Origin of the sequence: Pseudomonas sp. MF6767 (assembly GCF_016405475.1) — a bacterium.
In the GTDB taxonomy this organism is placed as follows: domain Bacteria; phylum Pseudomonadota; class Gammaproteobacteria; order Pseudomonadales; family Pseudomonadaceae; genus Aquipseudomonas; species Aquipseudomonas paracarnis.
The window spans coordinates 26,457-43,717 of the sequence record NZ_JAEKCY010000014.1 but is presented as its reverse complement, the minus strand read 5'-3'; the positions used below and the strand labels follow the sequence as shown (position 1 = coordinate 43,717).

General features: G+C 60.7%; 13 protein-coding genes. 9 read left to right on the top strand and 4 right to left on the bottom strand.

All coding sequences use genetic code 11. The features are described 5' to 3' along the window. Window positions 1–77: 77 nt before the first annotated feature. From JFT58_RS20590 to JFT58_RS20570, 5 genes are all read left to right on the top strand, one after another. Window positions 78–3,575: a response regulator gene (locus tag JFT58_RS20590; protein WP_054896519.1), complete on the top strand. Its 3,498-nt coding sequence runs from the start codon at window positions 78–80 to the stop codon at window positions 3,573–3,575. After that, window positions 3,576–4,406 (top strand): CheR family methyltransferase, encoded by an 831-nt coding sequence (locus JFT58_RS20585; RefSeq protein ID WP_019817062.1) that lies wholly within the window; start codon window positions 3,576–3,578, stop codon window positions 4,404–4,406. Beyond that, window positions 4,403–5,002, top strand: a complete 600-nt coding sequence (locus JFT58_RS20580; protein ID WP_054896518.1) for a chemotaxis protein CheB — start codon at window positions 4,403–4,405, stop codon at window positions 5,000–5,002. Before JFT58_RS20585 ends, JFT58_RS20580 begins: the two co-directional genes overlap by 4 nt. Next, the gene (locus tag JFT58_RS20575) at window positions 4,996–6,189 is read left to right on the top strand and encodes a hybrid sensor histidine kinase/response regulator (protein ID WP_034127459.1); all 1,194 of its coding nucleotides are present in this window, start codon (window positions 4,996–4,998) and stop codon (window positions 6,187–6,189) included. Before JFT58_RS20580 ends, JFT58_RS20575 begins: the two co-directional genes overlap by 7 nt. A 78-nt stretch (window positions 6,190–6,267) precedes the next feature. Beyond that, entirely contained in the window at window positions 6,268–6,645 is a 378-nt protein-coding gene (locus JFT58_RS20570) for a response regulator (RefSeq protein WP_198834510.1), read from the top strand. A gap of 61 nt (window positions 6,646–6,706) precedes the next feature. Here the strand turns inward: JFT58_RS20570 and JFT58_RS20565 are convergent, their stop codons facing one another. The 4 genes from JFT58_RS20565 to JFT58_RS20550 all read right to left on the bottom strand — a co-directional run bounded on the left by JFT58_RS20565 (window position 6,707) and on the right by JFT58_RS20550 (window position 12,105). Further along, complete coding sequence (locus JFT58_RS20565) at window positions 6,707–8,377, bottom strand: ATP-binding protein (RefSeq protein ID WP_198834509.1); 1,671 nt, start codon at window positions 8,375–8,377, stop codon at window positions 6,707–6,709. Next, a complete protein-coding gene (locus tag JFT58_RS20560; protein WP_034127457.1) occupies window positions 8,377–9,876 on the bottom strand; it encodes an ATPase domain-containing protein in 1,500 nt (499 codons plus the stop codon). The genes JFT58_RS20565 and JFT58_RS20560 overlap by 1 nt, the downstream gene beginning before the upstream one ends. 206 nt (window positions 9,877–10,082) lie before the next feature. Then, entirely contained in the window at window positions 10,083–11,141 is a 1,059-nt protein-coding gene (locus JFT58_RS20555) for a tetratricopeptide repeat protein (protein WP_054896516.1), read from the bottom strand. Between the two features lie 70 nt (window positions 11,142–11,211). Further along, the gene (locus JFT58_RS20550) at window positions 11,212–12,105 is read right to left on the bottom strand and encodes a bestrophin family protein (protein ID WP_054896515.1); all 894 of its coding nucleotides are present in this window, start codon (window positions 12,103–12,105) and stop codon (window positions 11,212–11,214) included. Window positions 12,106–12,479: 374 nt separating this feature from the next. On the opposite strand from JFT58_RS20550, the gene JFT58_RS20545 reads away from it, so the two are divergent. Genes JFT58_RS20545 through JFT58_RS20530 form a run of 4 tightly spaced genes read left to right on the top strand, consistent with a single transcriptional unit; the run spans window position 12,480 to window position 17,252 of the window. Continuing rightward, the gene (locus JFT58_RS20545) at window positions 12,480–14,129 is read left to right on the top strand and encodes an AMP-binding protein (RefSeq protein WP_054896514.1); all 1,650 of its coding nucleotides are present in this window, start codon (window positions 12,480–12,482) and stop codon (window positions 14,127–14,129) included. 21 nt (window positions 14,130–14,150) lie between these two features. Further along, window positions 14,151–14,918: an SDR family NAD(P)-dependent oxidoreductase gene (locus JFT58_RS20540; RefSeq protein ID WP_054896513.1), complete on the top strand. Its 768-nt coding sequence runs from the start codon at window positions 14,151–14,153 to the stop codon at window positions 14,916–14,918. 12 nt (window positions 14,919–14,930) lie between these two features. Next, the gene (locus JFT58_RS20535) at window positions 14,931–16,115 is read left to right on the top strand and encodes an acetyl-CoA C-acyltransferase (protein WP_054896512.1); all 1,185 of its coding nucleotides are present in this window, start codon (window positions 14,931–14,933) and stop codon (window positions 16,113–16,115) included. A 9-nt stretch (window positions 16,116–16,124) separates the two neighbouring features. After that, entirely contained in the window at window positions 16,125–17,252 is a 1,128-nt protein-coding gene (locus tag JFT58_RS20530) for an acyl-CoA dehydrogenase (protein ID WP_034127453.1), read from the top strand. Window positions 17,253–17,261 lie beyond the last annotated feature (9 nt).

The following is a 17,261-nucleotide window of genomic DNA, read 5'->3' as shown; positions in this document are numbered from 1 at the left end:
TCAACGCACAAACATAGCGTTGAGCGACGTTATTCGGGCAAACTTGCGGTTTTCCCGCATTTGGCCAAGGCATGCCCATGACACCCGCGTCGTCCGTCGATGAAAAAAGCTTTCGTACCTTGCTGAGCCGTAACGTGGCCCTGCCCTTGGGCGTGGGCGTGCTCAGCGCGGTGTTTTTCGTCTGCCTGATTACCTATTTGCTCTCGGTGATCCAGTGGGTGGAGCACACCGACCGCGTCATTAACAACCTCAATGAGACGTCCAAACTGACGGTTGACCTGGAAACGGGTATGCGCGGGTTCCTGATCACCGGTGACGAGCACTTCCTTGATCCGTACGAAGTGGCCAAGCCGCGGATCATTGCCGACCTGCGCAATTTGCAGGATCTTGTGGCCGACAACCCGCAGCAGGTCGACCGACTCAAGCGCTTGGAAACCTTGCAAACCGAATGGAACAACTACGCACAGTCGATGATTGAGCTGCAGCGCAACAGCGGTGATTACCGGGGCGCGGTCAAGGCGGGCCGGGGCAAGCGGCTCACCGATGAAATTCGCAAGGAATATGAGGACGCGGTGGCGATGGAACAACAGTTCCGTATCACCCGTAACGCAGAGGTTACCCGCACGACGGTGATCAGTGTCACGTTGTACCTGGCGTTTGTACTGGGGCTGAGTGGTTTTCTGGCCTACATCGGCAGGAAGAATTTAATTTCACTTTCAAAGAGTTACAGCGCAAACCTCGCGTCACAACAGAAGATTGCACGGCGCCTGGAGCAAACCGCCTGGCTGCGCAATGGCCAGACCGAGCTGGCCGAGCAAGTGCTGGGCCAACTGACCCTGAACATGCTGGGACGCAATATCCTGCAGTTCTTCGCCCAGTACATGGGCTCGGCCGTCGCGGCGCTGTACGTGCGCGAAGAACACGGCGGCCTCAAGCGTGTGGCCACGTATGGCTTCTCCCGCGAGCAGGAACAACAGGAACAGTCGATCTACAGCGACGAAGGCATCGTCGGGCAGGCCGCCCAGCGCGATCGCCTGATTCGCCTGGACGATGTGCCGGTGGATTACTTCAAGGTCAGTTCCGGCCTCGGTGAAGGGGCCGCCCGCAGCGTATTGGTGGCGCCAACCAGCGATGATGACCGTGTCAATGGCGTGGTCGAGCTGGGTTTCCTGCGCCCGCTGGATGAGCGTGATATCGAACTGCTGGAACTGATCGCCGGCAATATCGGCACCTCCATCGAAGCCGCGCGCTATCGCCAGCGCTTGCAGGAAGTGCTGGCCGAGACCCAGCAGCTCAACGAAGAACTGCAAGTACAGCAGGAAGAGCTCAAGACCGCCAACGAAGAGCTGGAAGAACAGTCGCGCATCCTCAAGGAGTCCCAGGCCCACCTGGAAACCCAGCAGGCTGAGCTGGAGCAGACCAACGAGCAACTCGCCGAACAGACCCAGACCCTGGCCGAACAGCGCGACGCCATGGACCGCAAGAACATCGAGCTGAACCAGGCCCAACTGGAGCTGGAAGACCGCGCCGATGAGCTGCAGCGTTCCAGCAAGTACAAGTCCGAATTCCTGGCCAACATGTCTCACGAGCTGCGCACACCGCTGAACAGCTCGCTGATCCTGGCCAAACTGCTGGCAGATAACCCCCAGGAAAACCTCAGCGCCGAGCAGGTCAAGTTTGCCGAATCGATCTATTCAGCCGGCAATGACTTGCTCAACCTGATCAACGACATCCTGGATATTTCCAAGGTCGAAGCCGGCAAGCTGGAAGTGCGCCCGGAAAACGCTAGCGTCGAACGCCTGGTGGATGGCCTGCGCGGCATGTTCGAGCCGCTGGCAATGGACCGCAAACTGGGCTTCCAGGTGGACGTGCAGCAAGGCTCGCCAACCCTGCTGTTTACTGATCGCCAACGCCTGGAGCAGATCCTCAAGAACCTGTTGTCCAACGCCATCAAGTTCACCGAACAGGGCGAGGTCAGCCTGTCGGTGTCACGCGCGCCGGGGGAGGGCATTGCCTTTACCGTGCGCGATTCCGGCATAGGTATCGCCCCGGATCAGCAGGAAAGCATCTTCGAAGCCTTCCGCCAGGCCGACGGAACCACCAATCGCCGTTACGGCGGTACTGGCCTGGGCTTGTCGATTTCCCGTGACCTGGCCACCTTGCTGGGCGGCTATATCAGTGTGACCAGCGAACCGGGCAAAGGCAGTATTTTCACGCTTGTACTGCCTGAACAGTATGTCGAACGCGACGAGGACGCAGCGCCGATCGAGCCACCGCGTCAAGTGGTGGTCGCGCCGGCACCGGCGCCCGTCAAGGTGTCGCCATTGCCGGTGGCCGACGCCAAGCTGATCCCACGCTTTGCCGACGACCGAGAAAAAGCACCGTTCAGCACCCGCTGCATCCTGGTGGTGGAAGACGAGCCGAATTTTGCGCGAATCCTGTTCGACCTCGCTCACGAACTGGGTTACCACTGCCTGGTCGCCCACGGTGCCGACGAGGGCTATAGCCTTGCCGAGCAGTACATCCCCGACGCGATCCTGCTGGACATGCGCCTGCCAGACCATTCCGGGCTGACCGTGCTGCAACGCCTCAAGGAACACGCCAACACGCGCCATATCCCCGTGCATGTGATTTCCGTGGAAGATCGCGTCGAAGCTGCCATGCACATGGGCGCCATCGGTTATGCCGTCAAGCCCACTACCCGCGAAGAGCTCAAGGACGTGTTTGCGCGCCTGGAAGCCAAATTGACCCAGAAGGTCAAACGCATCCTGCTGGTGGAAGACGATGACCTGCAGCGCGACAGCATTGCCCGCCTGATCGGTGACGATGACATCGAGATCACCGCCGTAGGCTTTGCCCAGGAAGCCCTCGACCTGCTGCGCACCACCATCTACGACTGCATGATCATCGACCTCAAGCTGCCGGACATGCTCGGCAACGAGCTGCTCAAGCGCATGGCCACCGAGGACATCTGCTCGTTCCCGCCAGTAATCGTCTACACCGGGCGTAACCTGACCCGGGATGAAGAGGCCGAACTGCGCAAGTATTCACGCTCGATCATCATCAAGGGCGCGCGCTCGCCCGAGCGTCTGCTGGATGAAGTCACGCTGTTTCTGCACAAAGTCGAATCCCAGTTGTCCCATGACCGCCAGAAGATGCTCAAGACTGCCCGCAGCCGCGATAAGGTCTTCGAGGGGCGCAAGATCCTGCTGGTGGACGACGACGTACGCAATATCTTCGCCCTGACCAGCGCCCTGGAGCACAAAGGCGCTGTGGTGGTGATCGGGCGTAACGGCCAGGAAGCCATCGACAAGCTCAATGAAGTGGACGATATCGACCTGGTGCTGATGGATGTGATGATGCCGGAGATGGACGGTTACGAGGCCACTGCCTTGATCCGCCAGGACCCACGCTGGAAAAAACTGCCAATCATTGCCGTGACGGCCAAGGCCATGAAGGACGATCAGGAACGTTGCCTGGCAGCAGGCTCAAACGATTACCTGGCCAAGCCGATTGACCTGGACCGCCTGTTCTCACTGATTCGCGTATGGCTACCGAAGATGGAACGCATTTAAGTGGAGCAGTGTTTCTTGGATAAGAGCAGCGATATTGAGCTGCGCCTGTTGATCGAGGCGATTTACCTCAAGTACAGCTATGACTTTCGCGACTACTCGGGCGCGTCGGTCAAACGCCGTGTGGCCCATGCCTTGCGTCAGTTCGACTGCGCGACCATTTCCGCACTGCAAGAGCGCGTGTTGCACGACCCGGCCGCGTTCATGCAGTTGCTGCAGTTCTTGACCATTCCGGTGAGCGAGATGTTTCGCGACCCGTCGCACTTCCTCGCGATTCGCCAGGAAGTCGTGCCGCTGCTCAAGACCTACCCGTCGATCAAGATCTGGATTGCCGGCTGCAGCACGGGCGAGGAGGTGTACTCCATGGCCATCCTGCTTCGTGAAGAAGGCTTGCTGGAACGCACCATCATCTACGCCACGGACATCAACCCCGCGTCGCTGGACAAAGCCAAGCAGGGCATCTTTTCCCTGGAGAACGTGCGCGCCTACACCGCCAATTATCAGCAGGCCGGCGGGCAACGGTCATTTGCCGACTACTACACAGCGGCTTACGATTACGCGATCTTCGACAAGACATTGCGCGAGAACGTGACCTTTGCCGACCACAGCCTTGCGACCGACAGCGTATTCTCAGAAACTCAATTAATTTCATGTCGTAACGTATTGATTTATTTCAATAAAAAATTGCAAGATCGAGCGTTTGGCTTGTTTCATGAGTCGCTGTGTCATCGCGGCTTTTTGGTGCTGGGCAGCAAGGAAACCCTGGATTTTTCCGCCTACAGCAAGCAATTCGAGCCCTTGGTCAAGCAGGAACGGATTTACCGAAAATCATGAGCGACGCGCCAGACACCCCGATTTCGGGGATCGAAGCCATCGTCGTCGGCGCTTCCGCCGGCGGCGTTGAGGCGTTGCTGAGTATTTTCGGCCAGTTGCCGAGCACCTTCGCGCTGCCGATCATTGCCGTGCTGCACCTGCCGGACGAGCGCCGCAGCCAACTGGCAGAAGTCTTTGCCCGGCGCCTGAACATCCCGGTCAAGGAGGCCAGGGACAAAGAAGCGCTGGAGGCGGGCACCTTGTACTTTGCCGGGCCCGGTTATCACCTCTCGGTAGAGCAGGACCGCAGCCTGTCCCTGAGCCAGGAAGACCGGGTGCACCATTCCAGACCCGCCATCGACTACCTGTTTTCCTCGGCGGCCGATGTGTATGGGCCTCGCCTGCTCGCCATTTTGTTGACTGGCGCCAACCAGGACGGCGCAAGCGGGCTGGCCCACGTCAAGCAATCGGGTGGCATTACCATCGTGCAGGACCCACAAGAGGCACGCATTGCCGTCATGCCCCTGGCGGCCCTGGCCTTGCACACACCTGACCATATTCTTTCCTTGAGCCGAATCGGCTCATTGCTGGCTTCCCTGGAACCCTTCCCATGTTAAGTACTGTCCAGGCCAAACTGCTGATCGTCGACGATCTGCCGGAAAACCTGCTGGCCCTCGAGGCGCTGATCAAGCGTGAGGATCGCCAGGTCTTCAAGGCATTGAGTGCCGACGAGGCGTTGTCCCTGTTGCTGGAACATGAATTCGCCATGGCGATCCTCGACGTGCAGATGCCTGGCATGAACGGTTTCGAACTGGCCGAACTGATGCGCGGCACCGAAAAGACCAAGAACATCCCCATCGTGTTCGTCAGCGCCGCTGGCCGCGAACTCAACTACGCCTTCAAGGGATATGAAAGCGGCGCGGTGGACTTCCTGCACAAGCCGCTGGATATCCATGCGGTCAAGAGCAAGGTCAATGTGTTCGTCGACCTGTATCGGCAGAGCAAGGCGATGAAGCTGCAAGTTGAAGAACTGGAGCGCAGCCGCCGTGAGCAGGAGCTGTTGCTCACGCGCCTGCAGGCCACCCAGGCCGAGCTGGAACAGGCGGTGCGCATGCGTGACGACTTCATGTCGATTGTCGCCCACGAAGTGCGTACGCCCCTCAACGGGCTGATTCTGGAGACCCAACTGCGCAAGATGCACCTGGCCCGGGACAACGCCGCGGCGTTTACCCTGGACAAGATGCGCGCCATGGTTGACCGCGATGAGCGCCAGATCCAGAGCTTGATCCGCCTGATCGAGGACATGCTCGACGTGTCGCGTATCCGTACCGGCAAGCTGTCGATTCGCCCGGCACGCATCGACCTTGCGCAACTGGTACGCAACCTGGTGGATAACTTCGCGCCGCAAGTGGCAGCCGCCGAGTCGTCCATGCAATTGCAGGCCGAAAGCCCGGTGCAAGGCTGCTGGGATGAGTTCCGTATCGAGCAGGTGATCACCAACCTGCTGACCAACGCCCTGCGCTACGGAGCCAAGAGCCCGGTGCAGGTGCGGGTGTATACCGAGCATGGCGAAGCGCGGGTAGAGGTACGCGACCATGGCATTGGTATCAGCGAGGAGAACCAGAAGCGTATTTTCCAACAGTTCGAACGGGTTTCGGCCAACCATTCCGCAGCCGGCCTGGGCCTGGGCCTGTTTATTTCCGAGCAGATCGTGGCGGCCCATGGCGGCACGATTGAGGTCGAGAGTCAGATAGGTGAGGGCGCCCTGTTCCGGGTATGCCTGCCTTTGGAAGTGGCCGAGTGAAATCAATCGTCACCCCGACGCAACCTCTGCGTGACCCCATGGTCGTAACTGCAGCAATTGACCGGACAAAGGCTTCCCATGAGTGAAGATGCACAAGATGTCGTACTGATCGTCGAGGACGACGAATCTATTATGTTTGTGCTGGGCGAGTACCTGGCAGGCTTGGGCTACCGGGTCTTGAAGGCGATCGACGGGGAGCAGGCCTTCGAAATCCTTGCGACCAAACCGCACCTGGACTTGATGGTGACCGATTACCGCCTGCCGGGTGGGATCTCGGGCGTGCAAATTGCCGAGCCGGCAATCAAATTGCGTCCGGAGCTGAAGGTGATCTTTATCAGCGGGTACCCGCAGGAAATTCTGGACTGCCACAGCCCCATCACGCGCAATGCGCCGATCCTGGCAAAGCCGTTCGATCTGGGTACGCTGCAGGAGCATATCCAGCGGTTATTGGCGTAATACCGCACAACTTGAGACTCTGCGCATCTCGACGCTCTTCTTTTTAGGTGGCGTGACCGCCTCAGGCCCTGATCATTTCTCGGACCTTGGCGGTCAATAAATCGAAGGTAAACGGCTTGGTGATCAACTGCATGCCCGGATCCAGGAATCCCCCTCGCACGGCGGCATGCTCGGCATAGCCGGTGATGAACAATACCTTGAGTTGAGGACGAATCTGCCGGCCGATTTCCGCCAGTTGCCGGCCGTTCATACCGGGTAGGCCGACATCGCTGATCATCAGGTCAATGCGCTGTTCGGATTCAATAATCGGCACCGCCGTATTCGCATCCCCAGCCTCGATAAACCCATACCCCAGTTCTTTGAGCACAGCGCTGACCAGCACCCGAACCGCGGGGTCATCCTCGACAATCAACACCGTTTCCCCAGCATTGGCAAACGGCAGCAGTGTCGGGTTGAGCGGCGCCTGTGCCTGGGGCTCACCGATGAAGCGCGGCAGAAACAGGCTGACCGTCGTGCCTTGGTTGACTTCGCTGTGGATGGTCACATGCCCACGAGACTGACGAGCGAAGCCGTAGATCATCGACAACCCAAGACCGGTGCCTTGGCCGATGGGTTTGGTGGTAAAAAACGGATCGAACACGCGGCCCATCAGATGTTGCGGTATGCCGCAACCGTTGTCGCTGACACTCAGCTCTACGTAGTCGCCCGGGGTCAAGGTGCCGTAGGCGGCGGTAAAGACACTGTCGAGGTGGCGATTGGTGGTCTCCACGGTCAGCGTGCCACCCGTGGGCATGGCGTTGCGCGCGTTGATCACCAGGTTGAGCAAGGCGCTTTCGAGCTGGTTCGGGTCGGCTTCGGCGGTCCACAGGGCATCGCTCAGACGCATGTCCAGGCTGATGCTTTCGTTGATGCTGCGTTGCAGCAACTCGCCCATGGCTGCCACCAGTTGATTGATCTGCACGGGCTTGGAGTCAAGCGATTGTCGGCGCGAAAACGCCAGCAACCGGTGTGTGAGGCTGGCCGCGCGATTGGCGGAGGTCACACCCAGGTCGATCAGGCTGTCCAGGTCATCCAGCTTGCCTCGGGATACCCGCCTGCGCAGCAGTTCCAGGCTGCCGATAATGCCCGTGAGCATATTGTTGAAGTCATGGGCGATACCGCCGGTCAACTGGCCGACGGCTTCCATTTTCTGCGACTGGCGCAAAGCCTCTTCGTTATGGCGCAGTTGAGCCGTGCGTTCTTCCACTTGCTGTTCAAGCGTTTCCAGGGTGCGCTGCAGCCGCAGTTCACTCTCGCTCAAGTCAATCAACCGGTCCCGTGCTTCGTATTGGCGACGCCGACCGCGCAGCGCGGCGCTCACCAGGCTGATCAGGGTAATGGGGTGGAAAGGCCGCTCCAGAAACGTCACGTTGCCCAGCAAGCCACTGAGCCGGGTGGAGCCGTTCTGCTCTTTGCCGCCATGATGGGTCATCAGCACGATCGGCAGGTCGGACCACGCCGGCTGCTGGTGCAATTGCTCGAGCAGTGGTTCAAGGTCTACGCCACGCAGCGCCTCGGCGGCAATGATGAGCAGGCCGGCGCCTTGCGCCAGTTCTTCGCACACTTGCCCCAGGTTGCTGGCGACGATCCCGCTGTAGCCGGCTTCGTTAAGCATCATCAGCGCCAATGAACCATCGCGGCCCATGGGCGCCAGCACGATGGCGCGCTCGGAGATGGGGGAGAGGGCCGGCACTAGCCCTCATCCTTGAGCAGAGGGGAGCCGGCGCCCATATAGGTTGGAATGCCGCGCAGCACACCCTGGAAGTTATCCAGGGGAACACCCACGGTCATGCCACGGCTGCCGATGCGATATTCGCGGATAGTCGACTCATGGGAGCCAGTCCTTTTCTTGATGATCGAAATGGCCCGGCGAACTTTGCCCAGAGCCTCGAAGTAACGCAGCAGGATCACGGTGTCAGCCAGGTAGGTGATGTCGACCGGGGTCTGCATATCGCCCACCAGGCCGTGCTGGGCCACCGTCATGAAGGTCGCGGCACCGCGGCGGTTGAGGTACAGCAACAGCTCATGCATATGGAGGATCAACGCGTTTTCTTCAGGCATTGCGGCCTGGTAGCCGTTGATACTGTCGATGACCACCGTCTTGATGCCGCGCTCATCCACGCAGCGACGAACCCGGTGCGAAAATTCGCCGGGGGAGAGTTCAGCGGCGTCTACCTGTTCGATCAGCAGGTTGCCGGTGTCCCGTAGCGCGGCGAGATCAATGCCCATGTTTTTCATGCGCTCGAACAGCAGGCCCAGTTCTTCATCGAAGATAAACAGCGCAGCCTTTTCGCCTCGCGCCACGGCGGCGGCGGCGAAGATCATCGAGATCAGCGACTTGCCGGTGCCCGCCGGGCCGAGAATCAGGCTGCTGGAGCCGGTCTCGATACCACCGCCGAGCAAAGAGTCCAACTCCTCGATGCCACTGCTCAACGTTTGACGGTTATAACCACCGCGATGCTCGGCCGCTACGAGGCGCGGGAACACGTGAATGCCGTCGCCCATGATGGTGAAATCATGAAAGCCGCCACGGTATTTCTGGCCACGGTATTTCACTACGCGGATACGCCGACGCTCGGCACCGTAGGTGGGGGTCAGTTCTTCCAGGCGAATCACGCCGTGGGCCACGCTGTGCACGGTTTTATCCAGGGACTCGGTGGTCAGGTCGTCCAGCAGCAGTACGGTGGCGTCATAGCGTACGAAGTAGTGCTTGATCGCCAGGATCTGCCGGCGATAGCGCAAGGAGCTTTGCGCCAAAAGGCGGATCTCAGACAGGCTGTCGACCACCACGCGGGTCGGCTTGACCCGTTCTACCACTTCAAAGATCTGGCGGGTGGCTTCACCCAGTTCCAGGTCGGAGGAATACAGCAGACTTTGCTGGTGATCGGCGTTGAGCAGGCTTTCCGGTGGGGTCAGCTCGAAGATATGAATATGCTCATCCAAGTCCCAGCCGTGGGATTTGGCACCCTGGCGCAGTTCGTGCTCGGTTTCGGACAGGGTGATATATAAGCAACGTTCGCCGTTCTGCGCACCGGCCCGCAGAAAATGCAGGGCCACGGTGGTTTTACCGGTGCCGGGTTCGCCTTCGAGCAAAAACACGTGGCTTCGCGATAGCCCCCCGGCAAGAATGTCATCAAGACCTTCGACGCCGGTGGCCGCCTTTTCACTCAACAGCTGTTTGGATGTACTCAAGAAGTGCCCTCAGGTCACGTACAAGTAGAGGGGCACGCCGAATGGGACGCGCCATATTCACTTGACCGTAGTGGCACGTAGCGGTTCAACGTTTTGTAAGAAATGCAGCCGTGTAGGAGCGAGCTTGCTCGCGAAGATCTGAAGGGCGCCACGGTGAACCAGGCAGTCCGCGTTATCGTTAACGATCTTCGCGAGCAAGCTCGCTCCTACAGGCCCTGCTGTAGCGCCGGATCATCCGGGTTCTGTTGCTCCAGTTGAGCGAGCAGCACCTGGACGTTCTGCAACTGGCCGGTCTCTTTCCAGTAGGTGACCAGCAGCACGCGGGCTTTGCGGTTGGCGGGGTGACGCTGGACGATTTCTTCCAACTGGCGCTGGGCCGCCTCTACTTCGTCCTGGGCGTGCAGGGTCGTGGCCAGGTCGTAGCGATAATCCGGGTTGTCCGGCGCAAGCTCCACCGCCTTGGACAGGCCGAGCAGGGCGTAGGGCCGCTCGCCATGGTGCAGCAGCCACATGCCCAGAGCATGTTGCAGGTAGGCCGATTCGGGGTGCGCAGCCAATTGTCGGGCCAGCAGTTGACGCGACTCGTCAGTCTTTCCTTGTTTGTCCAGCAGTTCGATTTGCGATACCACCGCTTGCAGGTTGTCCGGCTGCAAGCGCATTGCCTGCTCCAGGGCGTTTTGCGCCTCCGGCAGCAGGGCGCTGTGGATGTACAGGCGCGCCAATTGAATCCAGCCTTCAGCCGTTTCGGGCTGGGCCTTCAGCGTTGTCACGAATTCGTCGAGCACCTGCTGCAGTGGGCCAAAGTACAAACCCAGGGTATCGGGCGACAGGCCGAGCAAGGCGTTGGCGGCCGCAAAGCGCACCGATTGTTCCGGATCGTCCAGCACCGGGCCGAGCAGTAAGGTGCGCTGGCCAGTGGGCACCAAGCCGACGATGCTGTGAATCGCGGCTTCGCGCACCAACGCCGACTTATCGGCGAGGTCTTTATCGGCCAGTTTCAGCGCCTGGGGGCTGGGGTAATTGGGCAGCTCGGCGTGCAAGGCGGCGCGGCGCTCGGGCGACAGGTCCGGCCGGCCGAGCTGTTGGTACAACACACGTGCGGCGCCTGGCTCGCCGTTATGCGCCTGCTTCAAGGCCTTGGAATAGCCATGGGCGATGGCCGGGGGGACGGCCACTGCCGGGGTACGGGAGAAAAACCAGGTGATCAGTACGATCAGCAACAGGGCGCACAGGCCGATGATGGAGTAACGGCGAGACTTTGACATGCAGGCGTCCGAAAGCTTGGGCAGCAAAGTTCCAAGCTTCGGTCAGTGCGAGGCGAGTGTCAAACCCGCGTCAGGTCAGCACGTAGTCCGCTGGCTCCAACGCTGGCGGCAGGTTGACTTCACCCAAGGCGGAGAGCATCTCGCGCTCCAATGTCCGCAGGATAGCGTCACACGGCAAGTCGTTTTCGTCGAAGCCGAAGGGGTCTTCCAATTCATCGCCAATCGCATCCAGGCCAAAGAAGGTGTAGCTGACAATCGCGGTGAACACTGGCGTCAACCAGCCAAGAGGCTCGGCCATGGCGAATGGCAGCAAGATGCAGAACAGGTAAATGGTGCGGTGCAACAGCAGGGTGTAGGGAAAGGGCAGTGGTGTGGTCTTGATGCGCTCGCATGCCGCCTGCACCTGGCTAAGGCTGACCAGCCGGGCTTCCAGTTGGGTGTAGCGCCATTCGCTGATCACGCCCTGTTGTGCCAGGACCGAAAAGCGCGCACCGACTGCTTGCAGCACGCTGTCCGGCAGGTTGGGGTGGCTCGCTGGCACGCTGATCCACGGGTGTATCGCCCGGGCTTGATCTTCATGGCGCAAATGCGCGACCAAGCCATGGGCAAAACCGCACAGGCCGCGCAGCAGGCCAGCACGCTCGGCGGTGTCCCCCAGCACCTGGGTCTCGCGAATCAGCGAGCGCACGTCAATGACCATTTGCCCCAGTTGCTTGCGGCCCTCCCACCAACGGTCGTAGCAGGCGTTGTTGCGAAAACTCATGAAGATCGACAGTGACAGGCCCAACAAGGTGAAGGGCGTAGCGTTGACCTTGGAAAAATAGGCGGGGTGCAGGGTTTCCACCAGCACGATGACCGAGGCCAACAGCGTGACCAGCAGGCTGCGCCAGGCAATGCGCTTGGCAATGGAGCCTTTGAGGGAGAACAGGATACCCAGGACGTTGGGTTTAGGGCGAACGATCATGGAGGGCTTCTGTGGCGGAGCAGGCTGTCAGATTAGAAGCTGCTATGCATCGCGTCCAATCACTTGGATCGACCGTCTGATCAGTCAACTCAATGACTAACGTGTGAACCGGCAGTACATAACCCTGTGGGAGCAGGCTTGCCTGCGAAAGCGGTGGTGCAGTGACAGTCGGGGTGACTGACCCACCGCCTTCGCGGGCAAGCCCGCTCCCACAGAAAAGCGAAAAAGCCCCCGTGTTCACTACGGACTGGCCAAACCAGTCAGCCAAGTTGAAGGCTTTGACCATTGCCGCTGCGCCGCTCTGGAGCGACTATTTCAGCGGTTTATCGAGTTGTAAACGTCCTGAAAATAAAAACACAGAAGGATAGGAAGCGATGCGTGAGTATTTGGCTGCCACTACCGAGTTTGATTACCAGCATACCGCCGACGCCGCACTGGCCGGCAATCTGCAGGCGCTCAATGCCTGTGTTGAATGCTGTGACCGTCACGCGCTGCCGGGGCGCATCGCGTTGTTCTGGGAAGGCAAGGACGGGCGCAGCGCCACCTCTACCTTTACCGAACTGCAGGAGCAGGCCGCACGTTTCGCCAACTTCCTGCTGGCCCAGGGCGTCAAGCGCGGTGACAAAGTGGCGGGCCTGTTGCCTCGCACTGCCGAATTGTTGGTGGTCGTGCTGGCAACGTGGCGCATCGGCGCGGTCTATCAGCCGCTGTTTACCGCGTTCGGACCCAAGGCGATTGAACATCGCTTGAACAGCTCTGGCGTAGCGCTGGTAGTCACCGATGCAGTGAACCGTCCCAAGCTGGCGGAGGTCGCCGACTGCCCGACCATCGTCACAGTCGCCGGGGCCAAAGGCGAAGGTATCGTGCGGGGCGACTACAGCTTCTGGGCCGAACTGCCCAATTACTCTTCTCACTGCGAGCCGGTGCTGCTGGGCGCAGAGGAGCCGTTCCTGCTGATGTTCACCTCCGGCACCACCGGCCCGTCCAAGGCGCTGTCGGTACCGCTCAAGGCCATCGTCGCGTTCCAGGGCTATATGCGCGACGCCGTGGACTTGCGCCCCGAGGACGCGTTCTGGAACGTTGCCGACCCTGGGTGGGCCTATGGCATCTATTTCGGCGTGACCGGGCCGTTGTCCATGGGGCACCCGATTACCTTCTACGATGGCCCGTTCACTTTGGAAAGCACCTGCCGGGTCATCAATAAATACGCGATCACCAACCTGACCGGTTCGCCCACGGCGTATCGGCTGTTGATTGCCGGTGGCGAACAGTTCGCCCGTTCGATCAAGGGCAAGCTGCGCATCGTCAGCAGCGCCGGCGAGCCATTGAACCCGGAGGTGATCCGCTGGTTCGCCGACAACCTGGGCGTGACCATCCACGACCATTACGGCCAGACCGAGCTGGGCATGGTGCTGTGCAATCACCATGGTTTGGCGCATCCGGTGCATGTCGGCTCGGCGGGTTTTGCCTCGCCAGGGCATCGCATCGTGGTGCTGGATGACAACCATCAGGAGCTGCCAGCCGGCCAACCCGGCATCCTTGCCATCGACCGCGAGCAATCGCCTATGTGCTGGTTTGCCGGGTACGACGGCGTGAAAACCAAGGCGTTCGTCGGCAAGTACTACCTCAGCGGCGACACCGTGGAGCTGAACCCGGACGGCAGCATCAGCTTTGTCGGGCGCAGCGACGACGTGATCACTACATCCGGCTACCGCGTGGGCCCTTTCGATGTGGAAAGCGCGTTGGTGGAACACCCTGCAGTGGTCGAGGCTGCCGTGGTCGGCAAGCCTTGCCCGGAGCGCACCGAGCTGGTCAAAGCCTTTGTGGTGATCAGTGAGCAATACCGTGCCACCCCGGAGCTGGCTGAAGAGTTGCGCCTGCATGTGCGTCAGCGCCTGGCCGCCCATGCGTACCCGCGGGAAATCGAATTTGTCAGCGACTTGCCCAAGACCCCGAGCGGCAAGCTGCAACGCTTTATTTTGCGCAATCAGGAAATAGCCAAGGCCCAGGCGGCCGTGGCGTGATCCCTTTAAAAGGAAACAACGATGCAGATTGAAAACAAGGTATTCCTGGTCAGCGGCGGCGCGTCGGGCCTCGGCGCGGCCACGGCTGAAATGCTGGTCGCCGCAGGTGCCAAGGTGATGCTGGTGGACTTGAACGCTGACGCCGTGGCCGCCAAGGCCGAGCAACTGGGCGACAACGCCCGCAGTGCCGTAGCAGACATCAGCCAGGAAGCCGCTGCAGAAGCGGCGGTGAAGGCAGCGGTCGAGGCCTTTGGTGGCTTGCATGGCCTGGTCAACTGCGCGGGTGTGGTGCGCGGCGAGAAGATCCTCGGCAAGAATGGCCCGCACGGCCTGGCAAGCTTTGCCCAGGTGATCAACGTCAACCTGGTCGGCAGCTTCAACCTGTTGCGCCTGGCCGCTGCGGCTATCGCTGAAACCGAGGCGAATGCCGACGGCGAGCGCGGCGTTATCATCAATACCGCCTCGGTGGCGGCATTCGATGGGCAGATCGGCCAGGCTGCGTACGCCGCCTCCAAGGGCGCGATCGCCAGCCTCACCTTGCCTGCCGCACGGGAACTGGCGCGCTTTGGTATCCGCGTGATGACCATTGCACCGGGCATTTTCGAAACCCCGATGATGGCCGGCATGACCGACGAAGTCCGCAACTCCCTGGCTGCCGGCGTGCCGTTCCCGCCACGCTTGGGCAAACCCGCTGAATATGCCGCGCTGGTACGCCACATCATTGAAAACAGCATGCTCAATGGCGAGGTGATCCGTCTCGACGGTGCCTTGCGCATGGCCGCCAAATAAGGAGCAATTGCCATGAACGACCCTATTGTTATTGTCAGCGCCGTGCGCACGCCCATGGGCGGTTTCCAGGGCGACCTCAAAAGCCTGACCGCACCGCAGCTGGGCGCAGCCGCCATTCGTGCGGCGGTCGAGCGTGCCGGTATCGCCACCGATGCTGTTGACGAAGTGCTGTTTGGCTGTGTGCTGCCCGCCGGGCTTGGACAGGCGCCTGCCCGCCAGGCTGCCCTGGGCGCCGGGTTGGACAAGGGCACGCGCTGCACCACCCTCAACAAAATGTGCGGTTCCGGTATGGAAGCGACGATTCTGGCCCACGACTCGCTGCGCGCTGGCAGCGTGGATGTGGTGATCGCAGGCGGCATGGAAAGCATGTCCAACGCCCCGTACCTGCTGGATCGTGCGCGCAGCGGCTACCGCATGGGCCACGGCAAGGTGCTGGACCATATGTTCCTCGACGGCCTCGAAGATGCTTACGACAAGGGGCGCCTGATGGGCACCTTTGCCGAGGACTGCGCCGAGCACAATGGTTTTACCCGGGAAGCCCAGGACGCGTTTGCCATCGCTTCCCTGACCCGCGCACAAGAGGCCATCACCCACGGCAGCTTTGCCAGTGAAATCGTCCCGGTGCAGGTCACCGTGGGCAAGGAACAAAAAACCATCCTTCACGATGAGCAACCGCCGAAAGCCAGGCTGGACAAGATTGCCAGCCTTAAACCGGCGTTCCGTGACGGCGGTACAGTGACGGCAGCCAACTCCAGCTCGATCTCCGATGGCGCCGCGGCGTTGTTGCTGATGCGTGAGTCCGAGGCGCTCAAGCGCGGCCTCAAGCCGTTGGCAGTGATCCACGGGCACGCCGCGTTTGCCGATGAGCCTGGGCTGTTTCCGGTGGCGCCGGTGGGGGCGATTCGCAAACTGATGAGCAAGACCGGCTGGGGCCTCGACGAGGTCGACCTGTTCGAAATCAACGAGGCCTTCGCCGTGGTCAGCCTGGTGACCATGAGCAAGCTGGAGATTCCCCACGACAAGGTCAACGTGCATGGTGGCGCCTGTGCATTGGGCCACCCCATTGGTGCCTCCGGCGCACGCATCCTGGTGACGTTGCTCGCGGCCCTGCGCCAGAAGGGCCTCAAGCGTGGCGTCGCCGCTATCTGCATTGGCGGCGGTGAAGCCACGGCCATGGCCGTTGAATGCCTGTATTGAGGATGACCTATGTTGCCCAATGACGAACAACTGCAGATCAGCGACGCCGCCCGGCAATTTGCCCAGGAACGTTTGAAACCCTTCGCCGCCGAGTGGGACCGCGAGCATCGTTTTCCCAAGGAGGCCATTGGGGAAATGGCCGAACTGGGATTTTTCGGCATGCTGGTCCCGGAACAGTGGGGCGGTTGCGACACCGGCTACCTGGCCTACGCCATGGCCCTGGAAGAAATCGCCGCGGGCGACGGTGCCTGCTCCACGATCATGAGCGTGCACAACTCGGTGGGTTGCGTGCCGATCCTCAAATTTGGCAATGACCAGCAGAAAGAGCAGTTCCTCACGCCCCTGGCCAGCGGCGCCATGCTCGGTGCCTTCGCGCTGACCGAACCCCAGGCCGGCTCCGACGCCAGCAGCCTGAAAACCCGTGCGCGCCTTGAAGGCGACCACTATGTACTCAACGGCTGCAAACAGTTCATCACCTCCGGGCAAAACGCCGGGATCGTGATTGTGTTTGCGGTCACCGACCCCGCCGCAGGCAAGCGTGGAATCAGCGCGTTTATTGTGCCCACCGATTCGCCCGGTTATACCGTGGCCCGGGTGGAAGACAAGCTGGGGCAGCATGCCTCGGACACTTGCCAGATCCTGTTTGAAGACGTGAAAGTACCGGTGGCCAACCGTCTGGGCGAGGAGGGCGAGGGTTACAAAATCGCCTTGGCCAACCTGGAAGGTGGCCGCGTGGGCATCGCCTCCCAGTCGGTGGGCATGGCCCGCGCCGCCTTCGAAGCGGCCCGCGACTATGCCCGTGAGCGTGAAAGCTTTGGCAAGCCGTTGATCGAACACCAGGCCGTGGCCTTTCGCCTGGCCGACATGGCCACCCAGATCGCCGTCGCCCGGCAGATGGTGCATTACGCCGCCGCCCTGCGTGACAGTGGCAAGCCGGCGCTGGTGGAAGCGTCCATGGCCAAGCTGTTTGCGTCCGAAATGGCCGAGAAAGTCTGCTCGGCCGCCTTGCAAACCTTGGGCGGTTACGGTTACCTGAACGACTTCCCTCTTGAGCGGATCTACCGCGACGTGCGGGTCTGCCAGATTTACGAAGGCACCAGCGATATTCAACGCATGGTCATCTCACGCAATCTTTAAGGAGCCGAT

Coding starts and splice junctions, on each gene's coding strand:
- JFT58_RS20575 (WP_034127459.1), top strand. CDS start 4,996: ATGTTAAGTACTGTCCAGGCCAAACTGCTGATCGTCGACGATCTGCCG.
- JFT58_RS20535 (WP_054896512.1), top strand. CDS start 14,931: ATGAACGACCCTATTGTTATTGTCAGCGCCGTGCGCACGCCCATGGGC.
- JFT58_RS20580 (WP_054896518.1), top strand. CDS start 4,403: ATGAGCGACGCGCCAGACACCCCGATTTCGGGGATCGAAGCCATCGTC.
- JFT58_RS20590 (WP_054896519.1), top strand. CDS start 78: ATGACACCCGCGTCGTCCGTCGATGAAAAAAGCTTTCGTACCTTGCTG.
- JFT58_RS20540 (WP_054896513.1), top strand. CDS start 14,151: ATGCAGATTGAAAACAAGGTATTCCTGGTCAGCGGCGGCGCGTCGGGC.
- JFT58_RS20555 (WP_054896516.1), bottom strand. CDS start 11,141: ATGTCAAAGTCTCGCCGTTACTCCATCATCGGCCTGTGCGCCCTGTTG.
- JFT58_RS20545 (WP_054896514.1), top strand. CDS start 12,480: ATGCGTGAGTATTTGGCTGCCACTACCGAGTTTGATTACCAGCATACC.
- JFT58_RS20570 (WP_198834510.1), top strand. CDS start 6,268: ATGAGTGAAGATGCACAAGATGTCGTACTGATCGTCGAGGACGACGAA.
- JFT58_RS20550 (WP_054896515.1), bottom strand. CDS start 12,105: ATGATCGTTCGCCCTAAACCCAACGTCCTGGGTATCCTGTTCTCCCTC.
- JFT58_RS20530 (WP_034127453.1), top strand. CDS start 16,125: ATGTTGCCCAATGACGAACAACTGCAGATCAGCGACGCCGCCCGGCAA.